Source organism: Halomonas sp. BMC6, assembly GCF_964204995.1.
GTDB lineage: Bacteria > Pseudomonadota > Gammaproteobacteria > Pseudomonadales > Halomonadaceae > Vreelandella.
This window is the reverse complement of record NZ_CAXNSH010000001.1, coordinates 3786403-3808849: the sequence shown is the minus strand read 5'-3', so window position 1 is coordinate 3808849 and position 22447 is coordinate 3786403. Positions and strand designations below refer to the sequence as shown.

At 53.8% G+C, this 22447-nt stretch carries 20 protein-coding genes, 1 tRNA gene and 1 pseudogene; 17 read left to right on the top strand and 5 right to left on the bottom strand.

The annotated features are described in order from the left end of the window. Positions 1-18 precede the first annotated feature (18 nt). Positions 19-594 carry a hypothetical protein gene (locus AB6K10_RS18330; RefSeq protein ID WP_339119527.1) on the bottom strand — a complete coding sequence of 192 codons (576 nt, stop codon included), beginning with the start codon at positions 592-594 and terminating at the stop codon, positions 19-21. 138 nt (positions 595-732) lie between these two features. Here AB6K10_RS18330 and AB6K10_RS18325 point away from each other — a divergent pair. Further along, positions 733-809: transfer RNA gene (locus AB6K10_RS18325), tRNA-Ile, on the top strand. Between the two features lie 39 nt (positions 810-848). Here the strand turns inward: AB6K10_RS18325 and AB6K10_RS18320 are convergent. Further along, positions 849-1847: an integrase gene (locus AB6K10_RS18320; protein ID WP_339119526.1), complete on the bottom strand. Its 999-nt coding sequence runs from the start codon at positions 1845-1847 to the stop codon at positions 849-851. Positions 1848-2295: 448 nt separating this feature from the next. Here AB6K10_RS18320 and AB6K10_RS18315 point away from each other — a divergent pair, with 448 nt between their 5' ends. Then, positions 2296-3375, top strand: a complete 1080-nt coding sequence (locus tag AB6K10_RS18315) for a hypothetical protein (RefSeq protein WP_239285475.1) — start codon at positions 2296-2298, stop codon at positions 3373-3375. A gap of 51 nt (positions 3376-3426) precedes the next feature. Here AB6K10_RS18315 and AB6K10_RS18310 read toward each other — a convergent pair whose 3' ends face one another. Continuing rightward, positions 3427-4227: a DUF3987 domain-containing protein gene (locus AB6K10_RS18310; RefSeq protein WP_339119525.1), complete on the bottom strand. Its 801-nt coding sequence runs from the start codon at positions 4225-4227 to the stop codon at positions 3427-3429. 73 nt (positions 4228-4300) lie between these two features. Here AB6K10_RS18310 and AB6K10_RS18305 point away from each other — a divergent pair, with 73 nt between their 5' ends. The 4 genes from AB6K10_RS18305 to AB6K10_RS18290 are packed head-to-tail and all read left to right on the top strand — an operon-like array spanning position 4301 to position 6878. After that, a complete protein-coding gene (locus tag AB6K10_RS18305; RefSeq protein ID WP_016915086.1) occupies positions 4301-4588 on the top strand; it encodes a hypothetical protein in 288 nt (95 codons plus the stop codon). Then, positions 4585-4929, top strand: a complete 345-nt coding sequence (tnpB, locus tag AB6K10_RS18300) for an IS66 family insertion sequence element accessory protein TnpB (RefSeq protein WP_044630870.1) — start codon at positions 4585-4587, stop codon at positions 4927-4929. The genes AB6K10_RS18305 and tnpB overlap by 4 nt, the downstream gene beginning before the upstream one ends. 28 nt (positions 4930-4957) lie before the next feature. Next, positions 4958-6619, top strand: coding sequence for an IS66 family transposase (locus AB6K10_RS18295; protein WP_339118472.1), 1662 nt, complete (start codon positions 4958-4960; stop codon positions 6617-6619). Next, complete coding sequence (locus tag AB6K10_RS18290) at positions 6609-6878, top strand: hypothetical protein (RefSeq protein ID WP_062375866.1); 270 nt, start codon at positions 6609-6611, stop codon at positions 6876-6878. Before AB6K10_RS18295 ends, AB6K10_RS18290 begins: the two co-directional genes overlap by 11 nt. Before the next feature lie 25 nt (positions 6879-6903). Here the strand turns inward: AB6K10_RS18290 and AB6K10_RS18285 are convergent, their stop codons facing one another. Both AB6K10_RS18285 and AB6K10_RS18280 read right to left on the bottom strand, forming a co-directional pair. Further along, complete coding sequence (locus tag AB6K10_RS18285; protein ID WP_339119524.1) at positions 6904-7581, bottom strand: DUF3987 domain-containing protein; 678 nt, start codon at positions 7579-7581, stop codon at positions 6904-6906. A 479-nt stretch (positions 7582-8060) separates the two neighbouring features. Further along, positions 8061-8747, bottom strand: a complete 687-nt coding sequence (locus AB6K10_RS18280) for an inovirus-type Gp2 protein (protein WP_239285471.1) — start codon at positions 8745-8747, stop codon at positions 8061-8063. A gap of 648 nt (positions 8748-9395) precedes the next feature. On the opposite strand from AB6K10_RS18280, the gene AB6K10_RS18275 reads away from it, so the two are divergent. From AB6K10_RS18275 to AB6K10_RS18225, 11 genes and pseudogenes are all read left to right on the top strand, one after another. Beyond that, the gene (locus AB6K10_RS18275) at positions 9396-9734 is read left to right on the top strand and encodes a hypothetical protein (RefSeq protein WP_239285469.1); all 339 of its coding nucleotides are present in this window, start codon (positions 9396-9398) and stop codon (positions 9732-9734) included. 98 nt (positions 9735-9832) lie between these two features. Further along, positions 9833-10801 carry a DUF932 domain-containing protein gene (locus AB6K10_RS18270; protein ID WP_219862285.1) on the top strand — a complete coding sequence of 323 codons (969 nt, stop codon included), beginning with the start codon at positions 9833-9835 and terminating at the stop codon, positions 10799-10801. 124 nt (positions 10802-10925) lie between these two features. Then, positions 10926-11120: a hypothetical protein gene (locus AB6K10_RS18265; RefSeq protein WP_239285467.1), complete on the top strand. Its 195-nt coding sequence runs from the start codon at positions 10926-10928 to the stop codon at positions 11118-11120. A gap of 62 nt (positions 11121-11182) precedes the next feature. Then, positions 11183-11974 (top strand): ERF family protein, encoded by a 792-nt coding sequence (locus AB6K10_RS18260; RefSeq protein ID WP_239285465.1) that lies wholly within the window; start codon positions 11183-11185, stop codon positions 11972-11974. Then, positions 11860-12617 (top strand): annotated as a pseudogene (locus AB6K10_RS18255) (lambda exonuclease family protein). The gene AB6K10_RS18260 and the pseudogene AB6K10_RS18255 overlap by 115 nt, the downstream one beginning before the upstream one ends. 90 nt (positions 12618-12707) lie before the next feature. Further along, positions 12708-13205, top strand: a complete 498-nt coding sequence (gene radC / locus AB6K10_RS18250) for a DNA repair protein RadC (RefSeq protein WP_239285462.1) — start codon at positions 12708-12710, stop codon at positions 13203-13205. A 60-nt stretch (positions 13206-13265) separates the two neighbouring features. Beyond that, positions 13266-13679, top strand: a complete 414-nt coding sequence (locus tag AB6K10_RS18245; RefSeq protein ID WP_239285460.1) for a lysozyme inhibitor LprI family protein — start codon at positions 13266-13268, stop codon at positions 13677-13679. Positions 13680-13895: 216 nt separating this feature from the next. Continuing rightward, a complete protein-coding gene (locus tag AB6K10_RS18240; RefSeq protein WP_239285458.1) occupies positions 13896-17447 on the top strand; it encodes a helicase-related protein in 3552 nt (1183 codons plus the stop codon). Continuing rightward, positions 17444-18877 (top strand): AAA family ATPase, encoded by a 1434-nt coding sequence (locus tag AB6K10_RS18235; protein ID WP_239285456.1) that lies wholly within the window; start codon positions 17444-17446, stop codon positions 18875-18877. The genes AB6K10_RS18240 and AB6K10_RS18235 overlap by 4 nt, the downstream gene beginning before the upstream one ends. A 2-nt stretch (positions 18878-18879) precedes the next feature. Continuing rightward, complete coding sequence (ptuB, locus tag AB6K10_RS18230; protein WP_239285454.1) at positions 18880-19524, top strand: retron Ec78 anti-phage system effector HNH endonuclease PtuB; 645 nt, start codon at positions 18880-18882, stop codon at positions 19522-19524. 9 nt (positions 19525-19533) lie between these two features. Then, positions 19534-22425 (top strand): DUF1156 domain-containing protein, encoded by a 2892-nt coding sequence (locus AB6K10_RS18225; protein ID WP_239285452.1) that lies wholly within the window; start codon positions 19534-19536, stop codon positions 22423-22425. The last annotated feature ends 22 nt before the right edge of the window (positions 22426-22447 follow it).

The window sequence follows — 22447 nt, the reverse complement described above, 5'->3', positions numbered from 1 at the left end:
TAAATGGCTAAGCTAACGTTAACGGTTCACCAGCAGCGCATTTAGCGTGACGGGCACATGCTCATCGATCTGCTGGTAGCCCAACATCGACAGTACGGTGCGTACCGTGCTGTTGGCCATCAGCGCGTTGCCATCCAGCGCCATGGGTTCGGCGTGGGTCACGCGCACCTCGTTTAACCCTTCGCGGGTAAAGCGCAGTGGCACCGCCTCTTCTTGGTTAATCAGGTCGGTTTGCACCCGAAAGGTGAGGGTTTCCACCATCGACTCGCCAATATCCAAGCCGTCTAACCGCTCCGGCGGCATTTGCGCCACCAGCGTCACCAGCGTGGTGTTCGCCAGCAAGCCCACCCACGGCGGCAGCTCTCCAAAGCGACTGAGCAGGTCGGTTTGGCTCAAGCGCAGCGGCAGGCGCAGCGTGCCATCGGCCGAAATATCACCCTGCAAATTGCTCACTTGATGGTGATGGGTTTGCGGGGCCTCACCATCCAATTGGGTAATCGACGCCCGCACCTGGGACTCGCCAGGATCAAGCTGCCAATCCGCCTGCACCGGCAACGCTAACAGCAGCGGGAAAAGAGCCATCAAAGCTTTCAAAGCGATTCTCCATAGAAGCATTCACCACCAGACCCCAGCGCCGCCAATTAGTGCCGAAAAAATGCCGATCACGCCTTAAGATAGCGCCCCAAGGGGTAGCCTCGCTCCCTCACATTCGCTATTATATGCACGCTTTTCGGGCCTATAGCTCAGTTGGTTAGAGCAGGGGACTCATAATCCCTTGGTCGTAGGTTCAAGTCCTACTGGGCCCACCAATGAAATCAATTGGTTACAGAGATTAGAGCTTGTTTCTGTCAGTGCTTGGTTGCCATTTGGTTGCTAATGCGCGGCAATCTGGCAACCACGCTATCCCATCGTGTCGGATCAGCATGAGCATATCGGCTGGTCACAGTCAGCGATGAGTGCCCCAACAAATCCCTGATACTCGTTAGTGATTCCCCCTTGCTGGCTAGCAACGAAGCATAGCAATGCCGCATATCGTGAAAACGGATGTCTGGCCGTCCAATAGCTTCGCGTGCTCTCTCAAACGCTCCCCTGACTCTATCCCCCGTTGTATCAAACGGTAAGCTTTCAAGCAGCGGTATCGCTTCTTCGGAAAGCGGGATGACCCTTGGTTTGCCGTTTTTCGTTTGGTGTGGTTTGAGAACAATCCGGCCGTTGTAAACATTCCCCGGCTCTAACGCCATCAGCTCGCCACGTCTCATCCCTGTCAGCATGGCTAACAAAATCACCTTCCGTTCGACTTCGTATCGTGGTGGTACCGCTTCTAGTAGCTCAGCAAGTTCTAATTCAGAAAGGTAAACGTGGCGCTCGTTTTTAGGCGAGGGCTTGCGTAGCTTGCCGTCAAGTGGCAAGTCTATCCAATCCCATTCGCGATACGATAGCGAGAGCACTCGCTTGACAGCCTGTATGCGGTTGTTGATGGTCGACTGTGCCAATCCCTTTTCTTTCAGAGCCTTCTGCATCCTACGAGCCGCGTCTAGCAGTTCCTGGCCGATGATGACGCCTGGAGCATGCTCATCCATCCACCTAGCGACCAATAGGATGTGCTGCTTCTGAGAGCGAACGTCATATTCGCTGACCATCCGTTGCAGCCCCTCTGAGAAGGTGTATTTGGGCTTGCGGCCCATAACACCATTAAACTCATCTTCTTGGCGCTGGGCTTCTGCCTTTAACGCGTACTGCCTCGCTTCTCCTTCTGTGCGAAAAGTTCGTTGAGTACGCTGGCCGTTGACCCTGGCGCGCACGATCCACGTGCCACGATCTTTCCTTTGTGAGACGGTGTATCCCATTTTCGATCCTCCTTACGCTGAGGACCGCGCCTGCAGTTCCTAGCGTACTCCTCAACCTCTTGCTGATCAAAGCGCACAGCGCTCCCAAATTGAACGAATCCGATGTCTTGCTTGTGCTCGTATACCCAGCTCAGGCTCATACCCAACTGCTCTGCTACCTGCTCTGGTTTTATTAGCGATCTGGCCATAAGTATCCTCGCCACTGAAGAAGTTGACGAAAATATGATTGCGAAAAGTCTTGGCTTTTTCATACTGTCTGCTAAGCGACAGTTTTTTAGACAAGCAGAGGTGTTGACTTTTTTAGTGAGTCGTGAGCCGTGGATCGTGAGTCGCTTGAGGAGCTGCTCTGAATCGATTAGGTGGATGCGTCTAAGGCTGAATAAAGAGTTTTCTAGTTCGCATTGATTTTTGGTCTGCTTAAACTTTGGTAATGATTAGGTGGTGTTTTATGCGTGGGGATGAGATGGGGCTAAATATGGTAGGTGATGAGAGGCCTGGGGAAGAGATATTGCGCCCTAAGTCGATCGGGGCTATGTTTTGGGTTTTCCAAGAGTTAGGTGCTTGTGCGCAGAAAGTTGTCAATCAGGCTTTCAAGCGTTTAAGTATTTTCGATGAAAATAAGCGAGAAGAATACTTATCAAAGCTTGAGAAAAGTATCGTTGATATCCGTTTTAAGGATCGTAAGTTATATCAAGCTATCGAGTTTAATCAGTATGAAGTTAAAGGTGTTGAGTTTCGGAGGCTCTGTGCTGACCAAGCGATGCGATATGCTGTTGCAGTTTTGGAGGAGTTCAATAGAAATGTAAAAACCTCGCTAGTATACCCTGAAGAACCTTTTTTAAAACAATCAGCTGAGTCCTTTCAGCTCATGATAAGCTGGCTCGTTGAATCGCATCGGCACTTGGCCGCATTAGATGTTTTGGAAAATGTTAGGAAGGAGACTTATACCATTCGAGCGGCCAAAGGTGGGCACTCACGATCACGATCTGCTTCAGAAAAAGATCAGCGGAAACTTCTAGAAGTCATGATAAAAGGATTGATGATCTCAGATCCAAAGGCGCCAAGCCGAGTTGAGCGGAATGTTACAGCAGTAGTAGATGAGTGGGCAGAAAAAATTTACGAGATTAATAAGAGAATTCCTATTTTTAGCTGGGGCGGTGGGCTTGATAAGTTTCAAGGAGAAGTTCTAGATGTATTAATAAAGAAACGTAGTAAGAGTGAAGGTGTTAGCGAAAGTCAAATGCGTTCAAGATTGAAACTTCAAGGCCTTTCAGAAAGGAACAGTAAGTCTAGTAGTGACGATAGCAGGTGTGAAGATGCAGAGCTGATACGCGAGCAAGGTCAAAGAGAAGGGTTTCAATTCGCTCTAATAAATGTGTTAGAGCAACGTTTCGGTGAATTGCCAGATGAAGGGCTAGATCTGGTTCTTTCGATTTCTGATATTGATAACCTCCAGGCCTGCCTTGGTCGGTTGCCCGAAGCGGTGTCTTGGCAAGCCGTGCTGCAGGTGCCTGAAGAAGACAAATGATGTAATTGTACTTGCCGCCCAACCCAGCTGGGCGGCAATAAACCACGAATGTCAGTAAATGCTCGGGTTCTGCGGACCCAGCCAAGGAGCGATGTCGATGTGGCGGGTTCGGTTGAGAGTAAAAACAGCCACTTGCTGATGGTTAAGCAGCACATCAAGCGCTGCTTTGAGCCGCTTCTTATCACGCAACGGGCGTGGACCGCGTTGACGCACTTCGTTGTACCGAATAATACGCCAGTTGAATTGCCTCAGCTCATTGAACCACTCGTTTAGCCGCTGAGCATCTTGCTCCTCTTGTGGAGGTGGCATGAAAACCTGCATGAAGTGGCCAGAGTAATAGAGGCTGATATCCATTGCCATCAACACTGTCTCTTGTGTGATACCCCCGTCATAATCCTCGAGCAAGTGGATCAATGCCGCGATGCGAGCCACGTTTTCCGCCAGCTTCGAGCCATGGTCGGGACACGCTTCAAAGTATCCCCCGGGGCGCATCTGTTGCTCGATCTCATTGGCCATCTGTATCCAGCAGGCTGCACCTTCTTGCGTAAATTCAAGTACCTCTCTTGGTGTGTCTGGTTCGTTTGTCAGGATCAGGTTCTCCCGCATCAGAGTGGTCAGGCGTACTTCAGCTTGTTCCCAAGCATCCCATGTCGAGGAGGACGGTTGCGAGTGGAGCCGTTGACCGCGAGTCGGTAGCGGTGCACAGACGAGAAAGCGAGCGAGCATGCCGGAGTCTCTTGCCTGTCGACCCTGTGCTTCTATGTAATTGTCCAGGATGCCGGGCTGCACCATCAGTAGCAGCATCAGGCGGACATCATCTAAGGCAATATCTTCTTTAGTGTAAGCGTTCATTCCACGACGTTCTGCCACCCTGCTGAAAATCGCCCTACAGTAACCTCACACTTTCCAACACGAGGTTACCCCCATGAGAAAGCACCGCACACCCGAACAGTGGCAGGCTCTGGTCAATCAGCAGCGTGACAGTGGTCTGTCAGCTTCGAAGTTCTGCAAACAAGAGAACATCGGCTACGCCAGTTTCTGTAACTGGCGCAAGCGCCTGTCCGATCAGGCGGCCGGTGACTCAGCGGATTCCGGCGAAGCCGGTTTTCTGGACCTGTCCTCTCTGATGGGTGCGGCGCAGTCCGGCCCAGGCTGGAACATTGTGCTGAGCCTGGGCAACGGCGTCGAACTGCGGCTGAGCCAGAACGGATGATCGGGCTCGATAGCCAGGCGCGCATCTGGCTGTGCACCGAGCCCACCGACATGCGCAAATCGTTCCGGGGCCTGAGCGCCCTGGTTCGGAATCAATTGAAGCACGACCCCCTCAGCGGTCAGTATTTTGTCTTCGTCAATCGCCGTAAGACCCAGATGAAGATGCTCTACTTTACCGCCACCGGTTACTGTCTGTGGGCCAAGCGCCTGGAGCAGGGCCAGTTCCGGGTGCCGTTATCCGCCTCCGGTCAGCGAACCCTGACCCTGACGGATTTGCAGCTGCTGATTGACGGCATTGAGGTGCAGAAATACCGCCAGTTCAAGCGTTTTCGAGGGGTATAGAAGACAGAGTTCCGGTATAATATCGGCCATGAATTCAACGGCTTCAGCTTCTTCTCCCGGTACACTTTCCTCCTCGGCTCTGGCCGAGGAGAATGCACTGTTGCGGGAGCAGTTGGAGGCCCAGGCGGAATCCATTCGGCAGTTGAAACACCAGTTAGACTGGTTCAAGAAGCAGCTGTTCGGCCCCAAATCCGAGAAGCAGGTGGTCGATCTGCCCGGGCAGGACAGCTTGTTCCAGCCAGAGGAGGCACCGCGACCGGAACAGCCTGCCGATGAAGAAAAACGCACTATTAAGGCTTACCAGCGCGGCACCGGCAAGAAGCAGCGGGACGACGATTGTCTGAACGACACTGGCCTGCGCTTTACTGCCGGGGTGCCGGTGGAAGTCATTGAACACCTGCCACCGGAGCTGACCGGTCCGGACGCCGACCAGTACGACATCATTGGCACTAAAACGACTTATCGCCTGGCCCAGCGCGCCTCCAGCTATGTGGTGCTCAAATGCGAACGCCCGGTGTTCCGTCGTAAGGGCACTGACTCAAAACCTGTGACGACGCCAGCCCCGTTCAACGTGCTGGACAACAGCCTGGCCGATGTCAGCCTGCTGGCCGGGTTGCTGGTGGACAAGTTCCAGTTCCACCTGCCGCTGTATCGCCAGCACCAGCGCATTCAACAAGCGGGTATTACCCTCAGCCGCAGCACCCTGACGAACCTGGTGAAGCGGGCCATCGACCTGCTTCGGCCCATTGTGGACGCCCAGACCGACAACGTGCTGCGCAGCCGGGTGCTGGCCATGGACGAAACACCCATCAAAGCGGGCCACCAGGGCCGGGCAGGCCCGCAGAAAGGCAAGATGAAAACAGGCTGGTTCTGGCCCCTATACGGTGATGACGACGAAGTGGTGTTTACCTACTCGAACAGTCGGGGCCGACTGCACATCGAGCAGGTTCTGAACGACCAATTCAGTGGCACTCTGATCAGCGATGGTTATGCCGCATATGCCCGCTATGCCGCGGCCCAGAAAGGTATTACTCATGCTCAATGCTGGGTGCATAGTCGCCGTTGCTTCGTTGAGGCCCAAAAGGATCATCCTGAGAAGGCCACCGAAGCCCTGCAACAGATCGCGAAGCTGTACCAGATTGAAGATACCATTAAGGAAAAGGAGCTCACCGGCGAGAAGAAGCGCCAATACCGGCTGGACCATGCGAAGCCGGTCGTCAGCGGCTTCTTCCAGTGGTGCCGGGATCAGTTGGCACAAGGCGGCCTCGTGCCCAGCGACCCGCTGACCAAGGCCCTGAACTACGTGCTCGGTCGCGAAGCGAGCCTGACCGTGTTCCTGGAAAACCCGGACGTGCAGCCAGACACCAACCACCTGGAACGGGCGCTACGCCCCATTCCAATGGGCAAGAAAAACTGGATGTTCTGCTGGACCGAACTGGGCGCGGAACACCTGGGCATCATCCAGAGCCTGATCAGCACCTGCAAGCTGCACGATATTAACCCCTACACTTACCTGGTGGACGTGCTGCAACGCGTCAGTCAGCATCCCGCCAGTGAAGTGGCGAACCTGACTCCGCGGCGCTGGAAAATCCGGTTCGCCGAGAATCCGCTACGGGCTCTGATCGATCCCCGTCATCCGGACCGACAAGCCACGCAACTCACACCGGTGGAGGTCGTCCATGCGCATTGAGGACATGAGCATCGACGAGTTGCTGGAACTGAACCAGTACATCTGCCAGCGCATTGATGAACTGCAAGAACAGGAAACCCTGCAAGCCTTGAGTCGGTTGCGGGTTGGTCTGAAAGTGACCTTCGAAGGCCGAGAAGGACCGGTGTTGGGGATCGTCACCAAGATCAACCGCAAGAGTGTGATCGTGCTGGGCGAGGAAGGCAGGAAACAGTACAAGGTCTCGCCGGAGTTACTTAGGCCTCTGCGTGACGTGAAGTAGGTCAACTACGTCGTAGGATGAACGCTTACTCTTTAGTAGCCCTGGTGATGATTGTGCTACCACCGCTCCATAAGGAGTTGATATGGCTGCGTGCCCGATTCATAGGGCCCTTGAAGAATAGCTCCGCTTCGTCTGTCGCCAACGCGGCGCTTGGCACCCTTTTGTCCAGTCCTGAAAAGAGTGCTTCTGGTGAGGTGTCGTCATACAGTAACCGGAACTCGCGTGGTAATTGGGGCCGGCGTTGATGCAGCTCTTGCAGCAATTGTCGTTCACGCTCCGCTGTACCGCCTTTGGTCCGTTTGCGATAGATTGATTGAGTCAGCACCTTCTCCTCGGTTCGCCACTCCTCTAGCTCCCCTTGATAGGTATCCAGCTGTTTGCGCCACTCCTTGCGCTGCCTGCGCTGTTCTTCTTGAATGGGGTGTAGCACTTTGTCGAAGAGCGGAGATTTACCTTCGCCGGAGCCAGCAACTCCTAGCACGTTGATAGAGATTGGTTTGATCGCACCAAAGGGCATCCTCAAATCGTAGCGACCCTGAGCCACTATACTGACCCCTGCTAACAGGGTCAGAGTGGTGAGGTCTTGCGACGCCTGGCAATTCTGACTGAGCTCATTGCTGGATCGCCACAATAGAGTTGATGCGACGCGTTGGGGATTGAAACTGCCCGGGGCAGGCAGTATCGGGTAAAAGAGATAGCTCATTGTCACTCTCCTAATTCGTGTGGTTGGGCTCCATCGAGCCTGTTTCGGTGTCAGTGAAGAGAGTGAGGCTTGTTGAAAGTGGTGAAACTAGCGCTGCTTACAAGCGAGACGGCTGGATAAGCAGAGGGGTTGACAAAAGAATTAAAATAATGACGAGGTTTTTGAATATTTAAAGGTAAACAGTCAATCTAGCCGGTCATTTTGGCTACGGATAGCCAAAATGACCGGCTTTTACACTGGCAGTAGGAGCTATGCCCCATACCGATGAGCACCTACAGGGTGTGGGTGGTTAAAATTTATATTCTATTTCTTTATATACTAAGTTGATAATGGATGGTTTATGGGAGGTTTCTAGCTTGCCGCGCTACATGCCAATGAGTAAAGACGTTGCTTTAATCAGTCGATACGGGGGTGATGGAATTACGTTCTGAGCTTGGAACAACTTAGAGATAATCCAAATATGGGGTCCAATTAAAGACTTAACGGCTACTGCCTTGGTGACAGCGGATTCTTTGGGCGATGGGCTTGGAGTAGGCTTTGCTCAGATAGGAGGCTGCGTAGAAAACCTGTGCAAAAGTTTCCGCGTCATTTCGGTGCATTCGATACACATAGGGCTGCTTTGTCAGCTTGTCCGTGGCGACATGGAGTAGTCCAGCCATGTCGTAAATCGGCCAGTTGATGGCCCAGCTCCAAGCCCTAACGCAGCGGTGGTAGAGATTGCCCTGCTCGTATTTACCACTGAAGGAGGGGGAGAAGCACCCCAGTGAACAAAAGGCATCATAGTTAAGCAATAACTGCATATGGTAGTGAGGCTTGTCGCTAGTGTCCTGCTCTCGGGCCCACAGGTAGCGGATTTCGGTGTGATACTTGGTGCCTGCCGCTTCAAGCTCCTTCCGCAAGGCATAAAAAAACCGGTTAAGGCACGCGTTGTCAGCGTGGATCGGCCCAACTGGCATTGCTTGGGGGAAGCGCAGGTCGAGGCGAAACGCCAAGGTTCGGTTCTGCTCGTAGGTAGTGTGCTGTAGTACCCGCAGAGTGGTCTCCAGATAGTTCTCAATCTGAGGGCCCTGTAGACGCTGCTGAACTGGTAGCCCCTGGTACCAGCTATCGTAATAGAGGCGTAGCTTTGGGTTGTAAGGGTGGCGTTTTGGTTTATTCGTGAACATGAGAGTCTCTTAGATGTAGTTAATGACACACGCGTACACGGCACTCTCCGCAGTTAAGCGGTGGCTTTGATTGATGGTCATTGGGTGAACGTCAATGCCCTTACATGGGGTGGCCTTGGGCGAATAAGGAAGCGCAGCGCTGTAAGGGGTGGTCAGTAGAAGGGTTGTCTGTGTATCGCCTTTTGGAAAGGCGATCTTCTGAGGTGGCCTTATTGTCATGGCGTTATTCGCCATCAAGTTGCTGTCGGTGTGATCCTTCCTGTTGATACTGTGAGGAACAGCATTTCTCTGGCCTCTTTTATGGGATGGTCGGAGCCTCCGAAAGTCCTCCTCCCTGGTAAATCTGTTTCTCAACCTCCTCAGTACCTTTATTACTATTAGTTATGAATTTGCTATTGCATATTACTATTACCGTCATTATTCCTATTCTTATGGTGGTGTCGGCACCATTCGAGGCATGATGTTCAGTGATAGATGTGTTGAGGGACTATCCCTGAAGATGAAAAAAATAATTCCATTTAATCAATGAGATAATAAGAAAGCTTTCAGGCTCACAGTATCAGTCACGCCAGTAAAAAATATTCAGACCTATATCACTCCTATGCATCCACCCCACGGGAACCTTTTCCGCTGCATAGGAGCTTCAATATGTCCCTACCCTGTAAGCGTTGTGCATCAACACGCCTGCTGAACCTGGAGACTGCCCAACGCGTGAGCGTGGTAGGCAGCACATTGATTGGCGGTGCTATTGGCGCATGGCGCGCAACCGCCGTCACCGGCCCATTGCCATTGGCGGTGACTCGCTTTCCACTGGCAAAACTGCCTGCCGCCATGATGGGGGCCGTGGTCGGTGGCCAAACCGGCTCGCGCATGGCCACCTCATTGTTTGAACAGTGGCTGCCAGTAGGTAGCGGAACACCATGGTTATGCTTGTCGTGCGGCTGCACCTACCGCGACGCCTATCCGCCTTTAGCACCTAACGCTTAACCTATCGTTGTTCGCCCTGTGTGGGGCGAATGATCCGCCTATTCACTTTCTCGCGCTGGCCTTTGGTCGGCGCTTTTTTTATGTCTGGAGAATGACTCATGGCACATCTCGTTGAACACATGGCTTACGTAGGCGATACCCCTTGGCATGGCCTGGGGCAACAGCTGTCTCGTCATCAACCGCTGGAGGTCTGGCAGCAACAGGCCGGTATGAATTGGCATATCGAAGAAGCGCCGGTGCGCTTTATTGCCGAAGGGGCTAGTCACCTGGGCAGCATTCACTCGTTCCCTGAGCAAAAGGTGCTCTACCGCTCAGATACCAAAGCACCGCTGTCGGTGGTGTCTCAGCGCTATAAGGTGGTGCAGCCCGAGGAGATTTTGGAGTTTTACCGTGACCTGACCGAGTACGCCGGTTATGAGCTAGAAACCGCTGGCGTGCTCAAAGGCGGACGTAAGTTCTGGGCCCTGGCGCGTAGCGGCTTAAGCACGTCACTCAAAGGTCAGGATGAGGTCAACGACTACTTGCTGTTGGCCACTTCCTGCGATGGCACCCTTGCCACCATGGCAACGCCCACCACGGTGCGGGTGGTGTGCAACAACACGCTGCAAATTGCCGTCGATGGCACGTCGCAAGCGGTGAAAGTGCCCCATCGTTCAGAGTTTGATCCGCGTGCCGTGAAGCGTCAGTTAGGCATTTCGGTGTCGCAATGGAATGACTTCATGTACCGGATGAAAACCCTAGCGGAGCGTAAAATTACTCGGCAGGAAGCACAGCAGTATCTTCAGTCGGTGATTTGTGGGGCCGAGAAGCCGCTGGACGATCCCTCCAAACTGCCCAACTACCGGGCGCTGAACAAGGTGCAGAAGCTCTACCACGGCGAAGGGCGTGGAGCTCACTTGGTGACCGCCAAAGACACGGCCTGGGGCCTGCTTAATGCCGTGACTGAGTACGTCGATCACGACAAGCGGGCACGCAGTAACGATACCCGTATGGACTCAGCCTGGTTTGGTCAGGGGGCACAGCTCAAACAAGAGGCCTTAGATGCCGCCCTTCAGCTGGTGTCTTAACCATCAATACACCCACCCCCACAAGCGATTCACCTAATGATCATCCTAACCCTCACGGCATAGACGCCCAGCCCCTGAAAAGGCTGGGCGTTTTGCTGTGAGGCTTATGCCGAGAGGTAACTGCATGAGCTTTATTTCCGACGCCATTGAGATGGCGCTCACTCGACTAACCAAACAACTGCTAGAGCACGACGCCCACAACGCAACGTCGCTGGTGTGCGCCCAGGGCGAGTTTTATCGCGCGGAGATACGCCTGGAGCGTATCGATCCCGCTGACATTGCGCGTCACTTACCCGACGTTCCGGCGCTCGTTAAATGACACACCCCATGAACAGGGCTGACTAGCCCGCATTTCTCTATTCACATAAAAGGAGGTGCCCCATGGCACAGCGTACTCATGTAGTAAATGCGTCTCCCCAAAAAGGCCCAGTACCTTCCATTCCAGCAGACGCCAACGCTCAACATTCCCCAAGCTCAGCGGCGCTAGAAGCGCATCCTACAGCTGATAGCACCGCGATCATCCAGGTAATCGAACGTGCTGCTCTTAACCCAGACGTTGATATCGACAAGATGGAGCGCCTGCTGCAAATGCAGGAGCGCGTGATGGACCGCCAGGCCATGATGGCCTACAGCGCTGCTATGGCAGCGATGCAGACCGAGTTGCCCAGCATTGAAGAGCGCGGCCAAACCAACAACGGTTGCTACGCCACGCTGGAGGATATCGTCGATACTGTGCGGCCCATCCTGCAAAAACACGGCTTCGCAGTGAGCTTCCGTATTCAGACCCAGGAACGCGGTATCCAAGTAACGGGCGTGCTGATGCACAAGGACGGCCATCGGGAAGAGACCAGCATGCTATTGCCTGCGGATATGAGCGGTAACAAGAATGCCGTTCAGGCCTTTGGATCGTCTACCAGCTACGGCAAGCGCTACGTACTCTGCGCCTTGCTCAATATCACCACACGCGGGCAAGACGATAATGGCCAGACCAGCACACGAGCAGCTGTAAAGAGGGTTACGGCCTTTCAGGCGGGGCAGATTCAGCGTTTGATCAGCCAATGCCCAGCCACAACGCAAGAGTGGTTCAGCGGCAAATACGGCGCTGCGGTTCAGGTGCCTCAGGCAGATTTCGACAAACTCCGCGCATCCCTCACCAAACGAGCCGTGAAATAGCGGCTCAGCCCGACCACTCATCGCCTAAAGGAGGCGTTATGAAGATACTCACCATGCCACAAGGCTCGCCGGAGTGGCTGGCGGCGCGTCTTGGGCGCGTCACCATGTCAGAACTCAAGGCATTGCTGGTAAATGGCAAAGGTCCCGGCGGGTTGGGTACCGGAGCCATAACCTATATGCACCAGTTGATCGGTGAGCGTATGACCGGAGAGCTGGCCGAGCCGTTTCAAGGCAATGCCCACACCAAGCGAGGGCAGGAGCTAGAGAGCGTCGCCCGCTCGCTGTATCGCGATATGACCGGCGCACCGAAACCCCAAGAAGTGGGCCTGATCCTCAACTACGACGTGGACCGGATAGCTTGATCGGCAGAAACGGCCTGCTGGAGATCAAAACCAAGCTGCCTAAGTTCCAAATTGAGGTGCTGCTCAGCGGGGAAATACCCGACGAACACGTGCCCCAATGCCAAGGTGGGCTATGGGTCAGTGAACGGGAATGGATCGACTTTGTGAGCTATTGGCCCGGAATGCCGCTGTTTGTGAAACGCGCTTACCGAGACGAGGCTCTGATCCGCACGATTGCCGAGCGGGTTGATGCCTTTCATGAAGAGATGGAGCGACGCATCAGCCAAGTGATGGCCGCGTGACTTGCCCACTGAACCACAATACACATCCACAATTAACGACATAGATGCCGGGGCCACCACCCCGGCATCTTTATTTTTTTGGAGGTCATCATGCCCCATAGCAAACTCAAAGCCGGTGAAGTGGCAGGCACCTACTTAGTCACTTCGCCGGTCACGGAAACTGACATCATTACGATGGCCAAGCGTTTCGCACGCCGCAAGCTCGCCAAAGGCCGCAAGATATCCAAGCCCTCGCAAGCGTTTGAGCACCTGCAGCTCCTGCTTCAGGACTATGAGTACGAGGTCTTCAGCGTTCTATTCCTCGATAGCCAACACCGTGTCATCCGCTTTGAAGAGCTGTTTCGCGGCACAATTGATTCTGCCAGCGTGTACCCACGAGAGGTACTAAAAGCGGCACTCGCTTACAACGCCGCCGCTGTCATTCTGGTACATAACCACCCCAGCGGTGATCCTGAGCCTAGCGATGCGGATCGGCGTATTACTGAACGCCTCAAAGAAGCGCTTGGCTTGATGGATATACGGGTGATTGATCATGTGGTAGTGGGAAGCGATGGGTGCAAATCACTTGCTGAGATGGGATATATCTAAGAATGATGAGACTATGGTGCTACCCATTCACTTTATATTGATCATGAAGCGGAGCAGTAAATGAAGAGTCAGACAGCTATCAAGGCGGCGTTGATTGTTGGGGCATGTGTTACTGCATTAGTGTCGTTGCCTGTTGCCGCAGAAACAGCGTATTCAGACCAGTACTATGCGTGCTTAGGCAATATTGATGATAGTGCTTTTAGAAACTCTCAGCTAGATAACTGCGTAGAAGGCGAGCTTGAAAGGCAGGATGTGGTGCTTAATCGCGAGTACCAACAGCTACGTGGAAGCTTTTCGCAAGATCAGCAGTCAGCACTGCTTGCTGGTCAGCGAGCGTGGCTCAATTTTCGAGAGAGCTGGTGCCAGCTTGAAGGCGTGACAGATTACGCCCCAGGTGGTGAATTAAATTATAAGCTTTGTATGATGAGCCAAACCGCTAAGCAGATTGATCTGATTGTGTCGCTGCAACCTTGATGTGCCCCATAAAGCCGCCTCATTTGGCGGCTTGTTTGTCACAGTATTTTTTTTGATTTTTGTAGGCAATTAAGTGAGCAGCGGCTGAGTTTCTGTGGGAGCGCTGAAGAAATGCAGCGTATCAGTTAGTATTAGCCCAGTAGGGGCAATACTCCAGCTGGCCTAGATCGACGATAAATGAAGAAACGGCAAAAGCCGACTTGCGGAGGGAGCTGCATGCTGAAGCTGGAAGAGATCAAACAGGATGCTCAGGTTCGTGGCATCAAGCCTGATGAGGTGGTACGAGTTGTAGCCGTGGTGCCAGTGGGCGCCGATGCGCTGACCATTTACTACAAGGATAGCCAGGGCGCGGTTCATGAGCAGATGCTGTTTCGTGACAACGAGCCCAACCTCTCGCTGGCCCAGGCTGGGCGTCCTTGGGCCTTTGACGCCCCAGGCGCTGACTTCAAGCTGGGCCTAGAGGCCTACCGCATCAGCCAGGCTGCGCTGTTTGATCCCATGATGGCGGTGCATACCTCCAACGTGGAGCCTTTACCCCACCAAATATCTGCTGTCTACGAGGCTATGCTACCTCGTCAGCCGCTACGTTTTGTACTGGCTGATGATCCCGGTGCTGGTAAAACCATCATGGCGGGCCTGTTGATTCGCGAGCTGCTGATGCGTGCCGATGCTAAGCGCATCCTCATCGTGTCGCCCGGCGGGCTGACCGACCAATGGCAGGATGAGCTGCTAGAGAAATTTGGCGTGCAGTTCGAAATCTTTAGCCGCGAGAAACAGGAGCAGTGCGCTTCTGGTAACTATTTCGATGAGCAAAACCAACTGATCTGCCGCTTGGACCAGCTCTCGCGCAACGAGCTTTATCAACAGAAGCTCGCCAATACGGAGTGGGATCTGATAATTGTCGATGAGGCCCACAAGCTATCGGCCAACTACTTCGGCAATAAGATCAACAAGACCAAGCGCTTCCAACTCGGTGAGCTGCTAGGCTCGATTACCCGCCACTTTTTGTTGATGACGGCCACCCCGCATAATGGCAAGGAAGAAGACTTCCAGATTTGGCTATCGCTGATTGATAGCGACCGCTTCTACGGCAAGTTCCGCGAAGGTGCCCACAAGGTCGATGTTTCCGACATGATGCAGCGTAGGGTTAAGGAAGAGCTGCTCAAGTTCGATGGCACCCCACTTTTCCCTGAGCGCCGCGCCTACACCGCTAATTACGACCTCTCCGACTCAGAGGCTTCGCTCTACGAGCAAGTGACCGACTACGTTCGCAACGAAATGAACCGAGCCGATGCGCTCTCTGGTAAACGAAAGGGCACTGTAGGTTTCGCGCTAACTCAGCTGCAGCGGCGGTTGGCGTCCAGCCCAGAAGCGATTTACCAGTCTCTCAAGCGGCGCCGTCGCAAGTTGGAAGACCGCCTAAATGAGATGAAGCTTATGGCTCGTGGTCAGGCTATTCATGAAGGGAAGGTCGCCTCCACCCTGGGCACTTATGCGGTACAGAAGCAGATTGAACTGCCAGATAATTTAGACGAGCTAGATGAAGAACTGAGCGCCGAGGAGTACGAGCTCTACGCCGAACAGGTAGTGGATCAGGCCACCGCCGCGGAGACTGTGCCTGAATTGGAGGCTGAGATACTGATTCTTCAGGACTTAGAGGAGCAGGCCTCGCAGCTGGTCGCATCTGGTAACGACCGCAAGTGGGAAGAGCTTTCGCACCTGCTACAAGACAGCCCTGAGATGTACACGTCCGGCGGCAGCCGCCGAAAGCTGATCATCTTCACCGAGCACAAGGATACGCTCAACTATCTGGTTGATCGCATCCGCAGCCTGTTGGGCTGCCCTGAGGCGGTGATCACCATCCATGGCGGCACTAACCGTGATGAGCGCCGTAAAGCCCAAGAGCAGTTCCGCAACGACCCGGATGTGCTGGTATTAGTGGCCACTGATGCCGCCGGTGAGGGCGTTAACCTACAGAATGCCAACTTGATGGCGAATTATGATTTGCCTTGGAACCCAAACCGGTTGGAACAGCGCTTCGGGCGAATTCACCGCATCGGCCAGACTGAGGTCTGCCACCTATGGAACCTGGTGGCTAATGAGACGCGTGAAGGTGCCGTATTTCAGAAGCTTTTCGACAAGCTCGAGGTGGAGAAGAGCGCGCTTGGTGGCAAGGTCTTCGATATTCTTGGTGAGGCGTTTGAGAATACTTCGCTGAAAGACCTGTTAGTAGAAGCCATTCGCTATGGCGAGTCCGACGAAGTGAAGTCGCGGTTAGAGCAGGTGATTGAAGGTGCGTTGGATACCGACCACTTGCGCGAGATCATTCGCCGGAATGCCCTCGTCGAACAGCATATGGGCCTGGAAGAGCTCTACGCGGTGAAGGAGGAGATGGAAAAGGCCGAAGCACGCAAGCTACAGCCCTACTTTATCCGCGCTTTTTTCACTGAAGCATTTCAAGGGCTGCGAGGCGAAATGCGCCCAAGAGAGCAAGGGCGCTATGAAGTACGCCACGTTCCCGCCGCCATACGTGAGCGGGATCGCATCGTTGGGGAAAGTAGAACGCCAGTGCTGAGAAAATATGAGCGTATCTGCTTTGAGAAAGAGCATGTACGCCTGCCTGGCAAGCCAATGGCGGACTTGATTCACCCCATGCACCCGCTAATGCATGCCACGACCGATTTGGTGCTGCAGGCCCACAGGGCCAAGCTAAAGCAGGGCGCCGTGCTTGTCGACCCCAACGACGACGGCACTGAGCCTAAAGTGCTGTTCATGGTCGATCACTCGGTGCGTGAAGTTGAGAAACAGATCAACGGCTCACCCCGGGTGGTTTCACGCCGCCTACAGTTCGTGGAAATCGACGAGCAGGGCAGAGCGATCCATGCGGGCTGGGCGCCGCATTTGGACATGCAGCCCGTTGATGATCATGAACTCAACCTGGTGCAGGATGTGCTCAAAGCGCCTTGGATCACTGGCGACCTAGAGGCCCTAGCGCTCAATCACGCTGTGGAGGCGCTTGTGCCAGAGCACTTCCGCGAGGTGAAGGGGCGCCGCGAACGCCACGCCGACAAGGTGCTCAATGCCGTCAACGAGCGGCTGGTTAAAGAGATTAATTATTGGTCGGATCGCTATATCAAACTCACCGACGACATGAAGGCCGGAAAGCAGCCACGCATGCAGCCAGAGATGGCGCGCAGGCGGGTGGATGAATTGACCGAGCGGCTCAACCAGCGCCGCAGCGAGCTCGATGCCATGAAGCAGGTGGTCTCCAGCACGCCAGTGGTGATTGGCGGTGCCTTGGTGATTCCGCAGGGGCTGCTGGCCCAGCGCCAAGGTGAGACCCAGTTCAGCGTCGATGCTCAGGCCCGTGCCCGCATCGAACAGCTTGCCATGCAGGCGGTAATGGACGCCGAGCGTGCCATGGGTAATCAAGTGTTTGACGTATCTGACCAGAAATGTGGTTGGGATGTAACGGCTCGCCCGCCAGCCAACCCGGATGGCTCGATTCTGCCTGACCGCCATATTGAGGTGAAGGGGCGTGCAAAAGGGCAGAGCACCATTACTGTTTCACGTAACGAGATTATCTATGGCCTTAACCAAGCCGACAAATTCTGGCTGGCTATCGCCATTGTTGAGGGCGATAGCGTAGATGGGCCTTATTACGTGCAGAAGCCCTTCACGAGTGAACCTGACTTTGGCGTGGCCAGTATCAACTATGACCTGGAGGAGCTGCTTTCTAAAGCAGCGCCAGTGGGTGTCCTCGAATGAAGCTCTCCCAACTACGTATCAAGAATTTTCGCTGCTTCACCGACCTTGAGTTGGAACTCAACGAACAATTGACGGTTCTTGTTGCAGAGAACGGCCAGGGTAAATCGGCACTGCTGGATGCCATTCGTATTGGTCTATGGCCATTTGTTAGTAGTTTTGATCTTGCTCGGTCAGCTTTTAATCCGCCGGGCAATGCTATCGCTATTAGTGATGTTCGCTTGGTTCGTTTACCAAATGGAGATATGGCTAGGCAGCTACCTACCGAAGTGGCGCTCACTGGTGATTTCGGTATGGGAAGCTCTGATACCTGGGTACGCTATCGTGATAGTGAAGCAAAGGCGACCAAGACCAAAGACGATGGCGATACCAGTAAGATGAAAAACTGGAGCTCTGCCGTTCAAGCCCAGATTAGGAGCCCCGACAAACCTACGCTGGACCTGCCAGTTTTTGGTTACTACGGTACAGGAAGGCTCTGGGCGCAAAAGCGTCTGATTGAAAAGCCAAAAGGGAAAGATGATACGCAGGATCCTGATTTTTATATTCGAACCTTTGGCTATGTGAACTGCCTTGACCCAGCTTCTTCTTACAAGCACTTCAAAGAGTGGTTTATCTGGGCCTATGAGAGCCTGCGAGAGCAGCAGATCAACAAGATGGAAGGTCGTGCCAACGACGAGGAGCTGAGCGCAGCACAGGGCCGCATCCGTGTGGTTCAGCAGGCGATCGATACCTTTTTAAAGCCCATCACCGGCTGGCATACGCTGGAATACAGCATCAGCCGCGAGAAATCGCTGATTCTGCACCATGAGGATCAAGGCACTCTCGATGTCGAACAGCTCAGCGACGGCATTCGCAGCGTATTGGCCATGGTGGGGGACATTGCTTACCGCTGCATCAAACTTAACCCACACATGGGCGTCAATGCCGCACGGGAAACGATAGGCGTGGTAATGATTGATGAAGTGGATATGCACCTGCACCCACGCTGGCAGCAGGTGGTGCTGCAGCAGCTGCAAGAGGCTTTTCCACAAGTGCAATTCATCGTCACTACGCACAGCCCTCAGGTGCTTAGTACCATTCCGGCTGAATGCATTCGAATCCTGGTGTCGGAGTTGGATGAGGAACGTGACCAGCAACGCATCGTGGTTCATCCGGTGACTCGTCAGACTCAAGGGGTCGCAAGCTCAGATTTGCTGGCAGAGATCATGGGTACCGACCCATTACCGAATATCGAGATTGTCCGCCAGCTCAGCCACTACATGGCGCTGATTCAGCAAGACTTGGAATCAAGCGATGAGGCAAACCAGTTACGCTCGCTGTTGGAAGTGCACTATGGAAAGCATCATCCACACATGCTGGAGTGTGATCGGTTAATCAGGCTGCAGGCGCTTAAACGGCGTAAGCATACTCGGCGTAATGAAGAGGGGCGCTAGGAATGCATTTTCTCGCCCGTGGCCAAGCGCCTGATTGCCTAAAAAACTACCAGCATGGCCGAGATAACTGGCGCGACTTAAGCCATGACGACCGAGTTGAACTCTGGCAGGCACTTGAAGCCATGCAGGGAAACCGCTGCGCCTACTGTGAGGCAGAGCTTCAGCAGGGTCGGCGTCATGTAGAACATTTTGTTCAGAAAGGTCGAGACCCTCGTGTGACGTTTCAGTGGGATAACCTCTTTGGCTCGTGTAACCGCCAAGATACCTGCGGTAAGCACAAGGATCATGACGCTGGACACTACCATGCGGCTGACCTACTAAAACCTGATACTGATGACCCCGATGATTTTTTTGTATTTGTTCCAGACGGAACGATTTATCCACGGCAATGGCTCAATGCTGAGCAACAGCGCAGGGCAGAAGAAACCCTGCGCATCTTCAACCTGGATGCTGAGCACGGTGCGTTGCGCCGAATGCGTAAAGCCGCGACGGCTGGCTATTTAGACACTGCCGAAGAACTTTGGTCGTTAGTTAACGAATTCTCTGATGAAGAGTGGCAAGCGCTGCTCGATGAAGAACTTGCTGCTATTGAACACCTCCCGTTTGTCACTGCCATTCGGCACACGTTGTGCCGGGTGAGCGGATAAGGAATACCGATGCACCCGATTAAATCCCCCAAAAAGCTGATCGAAGTGGCGTTGCCGCTGGACGATATCAACGTTGCGGCCGCCCGTGAGAAATCGATCCGCCATGGCCACCCCAGCACATTGCACCTGTGGTGGGCACGTCGCCCCTTGGCGGCGGCTCGGGCGGTGCTGTTTGCCCAGTTGGTTAACGACCCCGGCTATCAGCGCGAATTAGGCTACGGGGTGAATAAGCAAGAAGCCGAGCTTAAACGCGAGAAGCTGTTCGATATCATCCGCGACTTGGTGAAGTGGGAGAACACCAATAACGAAGAGGTGTTGAATCGTGCCCGTGAGGCGATTTGGGAGAGCTGGCGGGAGACTTGTCATCTCAATCGCAACCACCCCGAGGCAACCGAGTTATTCAACCCTGAGAAGCTGCCAGCCTTTCACGATCCATTTGCCGGTGGTGGCGCGATACCACTAGAAGCCCAGCGGCTGGGGCTTGAGAGCTACGCCTCGGACCTCAATCCCGTAGCGGTGATGATCAACAAAGCGATGATCGAGATACCGCCTAAGTTTGCTGGTCAGCCGCCAGTGGGGCCGATTCCCGAGGGCGAAAAGCAGCAAAAAATGCATGAGGACTGGTCCGGCGCCAAGGGCTTGGCAGAAGACGTGCGCCGCTATGGCCACTGGATGCGCGAAGAAGCTTTCAAGCGGATTGGGCACCTTTATCCTAAAGTAGAGATCACTTCGGAAATGGTCGCTGAACGACTTGATTTGAAGCAGTATGAAGGTGAAAAGCTGACGGTGATTGCCTGGCTGTGGGCCAGAACGGTGAAAAGCCCTAACCCGGCGTTCAATGATGTCGATGTTCCCTTGGTGCGTTCGTTTGTTCTTTCCTCCAAAAAGGGCAAAGAAGTTTGGGTCGAGCCTGTTATTGAGGGTGACAACTATCGCTTTGAAGTCAGAATGGGGCAGCAACCCGACGAAGCAATTGAAGGGACGGTAAAGCGCACCGGTGCTACTTGCATCATGTCGCAAACCGCTATGCCATTTAAGTACGTCAGGGCAGAGGGTAAAGCTGGTCGTATGGGCGAACGACTGATGGCAGTTGTTGCAGAGGGAGCCCGAGGTAGAGTTTACCTCTCACCGACTGAAGAAATGGTGCAGATGGCTCGAATAGCTCAACCTGAGTGGAAGCCAGAACATGCTTTGCCAGTGAACCCACGAGATTTCAAAACACCTAACTATGGGCTTAACACTTTTGGAGACCTGTTTACTTCTCGCCAATTAGTAGCATTAAACACCTTTTCTGACTTGGCACAGGAAGCCCGAATAAAAGCTATTGCCGATGCCAGAGCAGCCGGAATTGCGGATGACAATCAGGGGCTTGCAAAAGGAGGTTCAGGGCCGACTGCTTATGGGGATGCAGTAGGAGTATATTTAGGTTTTGGTGTCAGTAGACTAGCAGACATACTTAACTCACTTTGTAGTTGGGAGTCTTCCAAGACCCAAGTGCGTCACTTGTTTACGAAACAAGCTATACCTATGCTTTGGGATTTCGGTGAAAATAACCCTTTTGGAAAAGCTGCAGGTGGCTTTTTAGTAAGCCTAAGCAGTCTTCTAAAAGTAGTTTATAAGCTGCCTGCTTTTATCGGAAGTAGTGCGCAACAACTAGATGCAGCTTCGCAAAACTTGAGTGTCAATAAGGTTATTTCGACTGATCCTCCTTATTACGACAACATTGGCTATGCCGACTTATCAGATTTTTTCTATGTATGGATGCGCCGCTCCTTGCGAAGTATTTATCCTTCGCTGTTTGGAACGATGGCTGTCCCCAAGGCAGAGGAGCTGGTTGCCACGCCTTACCGGCATGGGAACAAAGAAAAAGCCGATGCCTTCTTTATGGATGGCATGACACGAGCTATTCATAACCTGGCAGAGCAGGCTCATCCAGCTTTTCCAGTTTCTATTTACTATGCTTTTAAGCAGTCTGAAACCAAAGACGGCAGCACCACCAGTACCGGCTGGGTCACCTTTCTTGAGGCAGTTATACAAGCCGGCTTTTCAATTGACGGCACCTGGCCCATGCGCACTGAAATGGCTAACCGGATGATCGGTTCAGGCACCAACGCCCTTGCGTCCTCAATCGTGCTTGTCTGCCGCAAACGCTTAATTACCGCTGAGACCATTTCTCGCCGCGACTTTCAACGTCAGCTTCGCGAGGAAATGCCCGAAGCCTTGGAAACAATGATCGGCGGCGTTACCGGCCAGGCGCCAATTGCACCGGTGGATCTAGCCCAGGCGGCGATCGGCCCAGGTATGGCAATCTATTCCAAGTACGAAGCAGTGCTGAACCAGGATGGCTCAAAAATGAGTGTCCACGATGCCCTGGTGCTGATCAACCGTGCAATTACCGAGTTCTTAAGCCCCGATTCCGGCAACTTCGATGCCGATACTCAGTTCTGTGCCAGCTGGTTCGACCAGTACGCCTGGAGCGCTGGACCTTTCGGTGAAGCGGATACGCTTGCACGGGCCAAGGGCACCAGTGAGGCTGGCTTAAAGGAAGCCGGTGTTATCGAATCCGGTAGCGGCAAGGTGCGCCTGCTTAAGTGGGGCGAGTACCAATCTGAATGGAACCCGACCACCGACAAGCGCACGCCGGTGTGGGAAGCCTGCCATCAGATGATCCGCCGCCTGCAGAACCATGGCGAATCCGCTGCCGGTGAGCTGCTGGCCAAGATGCCGGAGAAGGGCGAGGCGATCCGTCAGCTGTCGTACCACCTCTACACTCTCTGCGAGCGCAGGAAGTGGGCCGAGGAAGCACGCGCCTACAACGAGCTAATTGGCTCCTGGCATGCCATCGTGGCGGCGTCACATGAATCGGGACATGCGGGTGAGCAAGGCGGGCTTGGGTTCTGACGAAGATCCTGAACGGAAATAA

Coding starts and splice junctions, on each gene's coding strand:
- AB6K10_RS18295 (WP_339118472.1), top strand. CDS start 4,958: ATGAATTCAACGGCTTCAGCTTCTTCTCCCGGTACACTTTCCTCCTCG.
- AB6K10_RS18310 (WP_339119525.1), bottom strand. CDS start 4,227: ATGAACGCTTACACTAAAGAAGATATTGCCTTAGATGATGTCCGCCTG.
- tnpB (WP_044630870.1), top strand. CDS start 4,585: ATGATCGGGCTCGATAGCCAGGCGCGCATCTGGCTGTGCACCGAGCCC.
- AB6K10_RS18245 (WP_239285460.1), top strand. CDS start 13,266: ATGAAGAGTCAGACAGCTATCAAGGCGGCGTTGATTGTTGGGGCATGT.
- AB6K10_RS18260 (WP_239285465.1), top strand. CDS start 11,183: ATGGCACAGCGTACTCATGTAGTAAATGCGTCTCCCCAAAAAGGCCCA.
- AB6K10_RS18280 (WP_239285471.1), bottom strand. CDS start 8,747: ATGTTCACGAATAAACCAAAACGCCACCCTTACAACCCAAAGCTACGC.
- AB6K10_RS18235 (WP_239285456.1), top strand. CDS start 17,444: ATGAAGCTCTCCCAACTACGTATCAAGAATTTTCGCTGCTTCACCGAC.
- AB6K10_RS18265 (WP_239285467.1), top strand. CDS start 10,926: ATGAGCTTTATTTCCGACGCCATTGAGATGGCGCTCACTCGACTAACC.
- AB6K10_RS18240 (WP_239285458.1), top strand. CDS start 13,896: ATGCTGAAGCTGGAAGAGATCAAACAGGATGCTCAGGTTCGTGGCATC.
- AB6K10_RS18270 (WP_219862285.1), top strand. CDS start 9,833: ATGGCACATCTCGTTGAACACATGGCTTACGTAGGCGATACCCCTTGG.
- radC (WP_239285462.1), top strand. CDS start 12,708: ATGCCCCATAGCAAACTCAAAGCCGGTGAAGTGGCAGGCACCTACTTA.
- AB6K10_RS18320 (WP_339119526.1), bottom strand. CDS start 1,847: ATGGGATACACCGTCTCACAAAGGAAAGATCGTGGCACGTGGATCGTG.
- ptuB (WP_239285454.1), top strand. CDS start 18,880: ATGCATTTTCTCGCCCGTGGCCAAGCGCCTGATTGCCTAAAAAACTAC.
- AB6K10_RS18290 (WP_062375866.1), top strand. CDS start 6,609: ATGCGCATTGAGGACATGAGCATCGACGAGTTGCTGGAACTGAACCAG.
- AB6K10_RS18275 (WP_239285469.1), top strand. CDS start 9,396: ATGTCCCTACCCTGTAAGCGTTGTGCATCAACACGCCTGCTGAACCTG.
- AB6K10_RS18315 (WP_239285475.1), top strand. CDS start 2,296: ATGCGTGGGGATGAGATGGGGCTAAATATGGTAGGTGATGAGAGGCCT.
- AB6K10_RS18305 (WP_016915086.1), top strand. CDS start 4,301: ATGAGAAAGCACCGCACACCCGAACAGTGGCAGGCTCTGGTCAATCAG.
- AB6K10_RS18225 (WP_239285452.1), top strand. CDS start 19,534: ATGCACCCGATTAAATCCCCCAAAAAGCTGATCGAAGTGGCGTTGCCG.
- AB6K10_RS18285 (WP_339119524.1), bottom strand. CDS start 7,581: ATGAGCTATCTCTTTTACCCGATACTGCCTGCCCCGGGCAGTTTCAAT.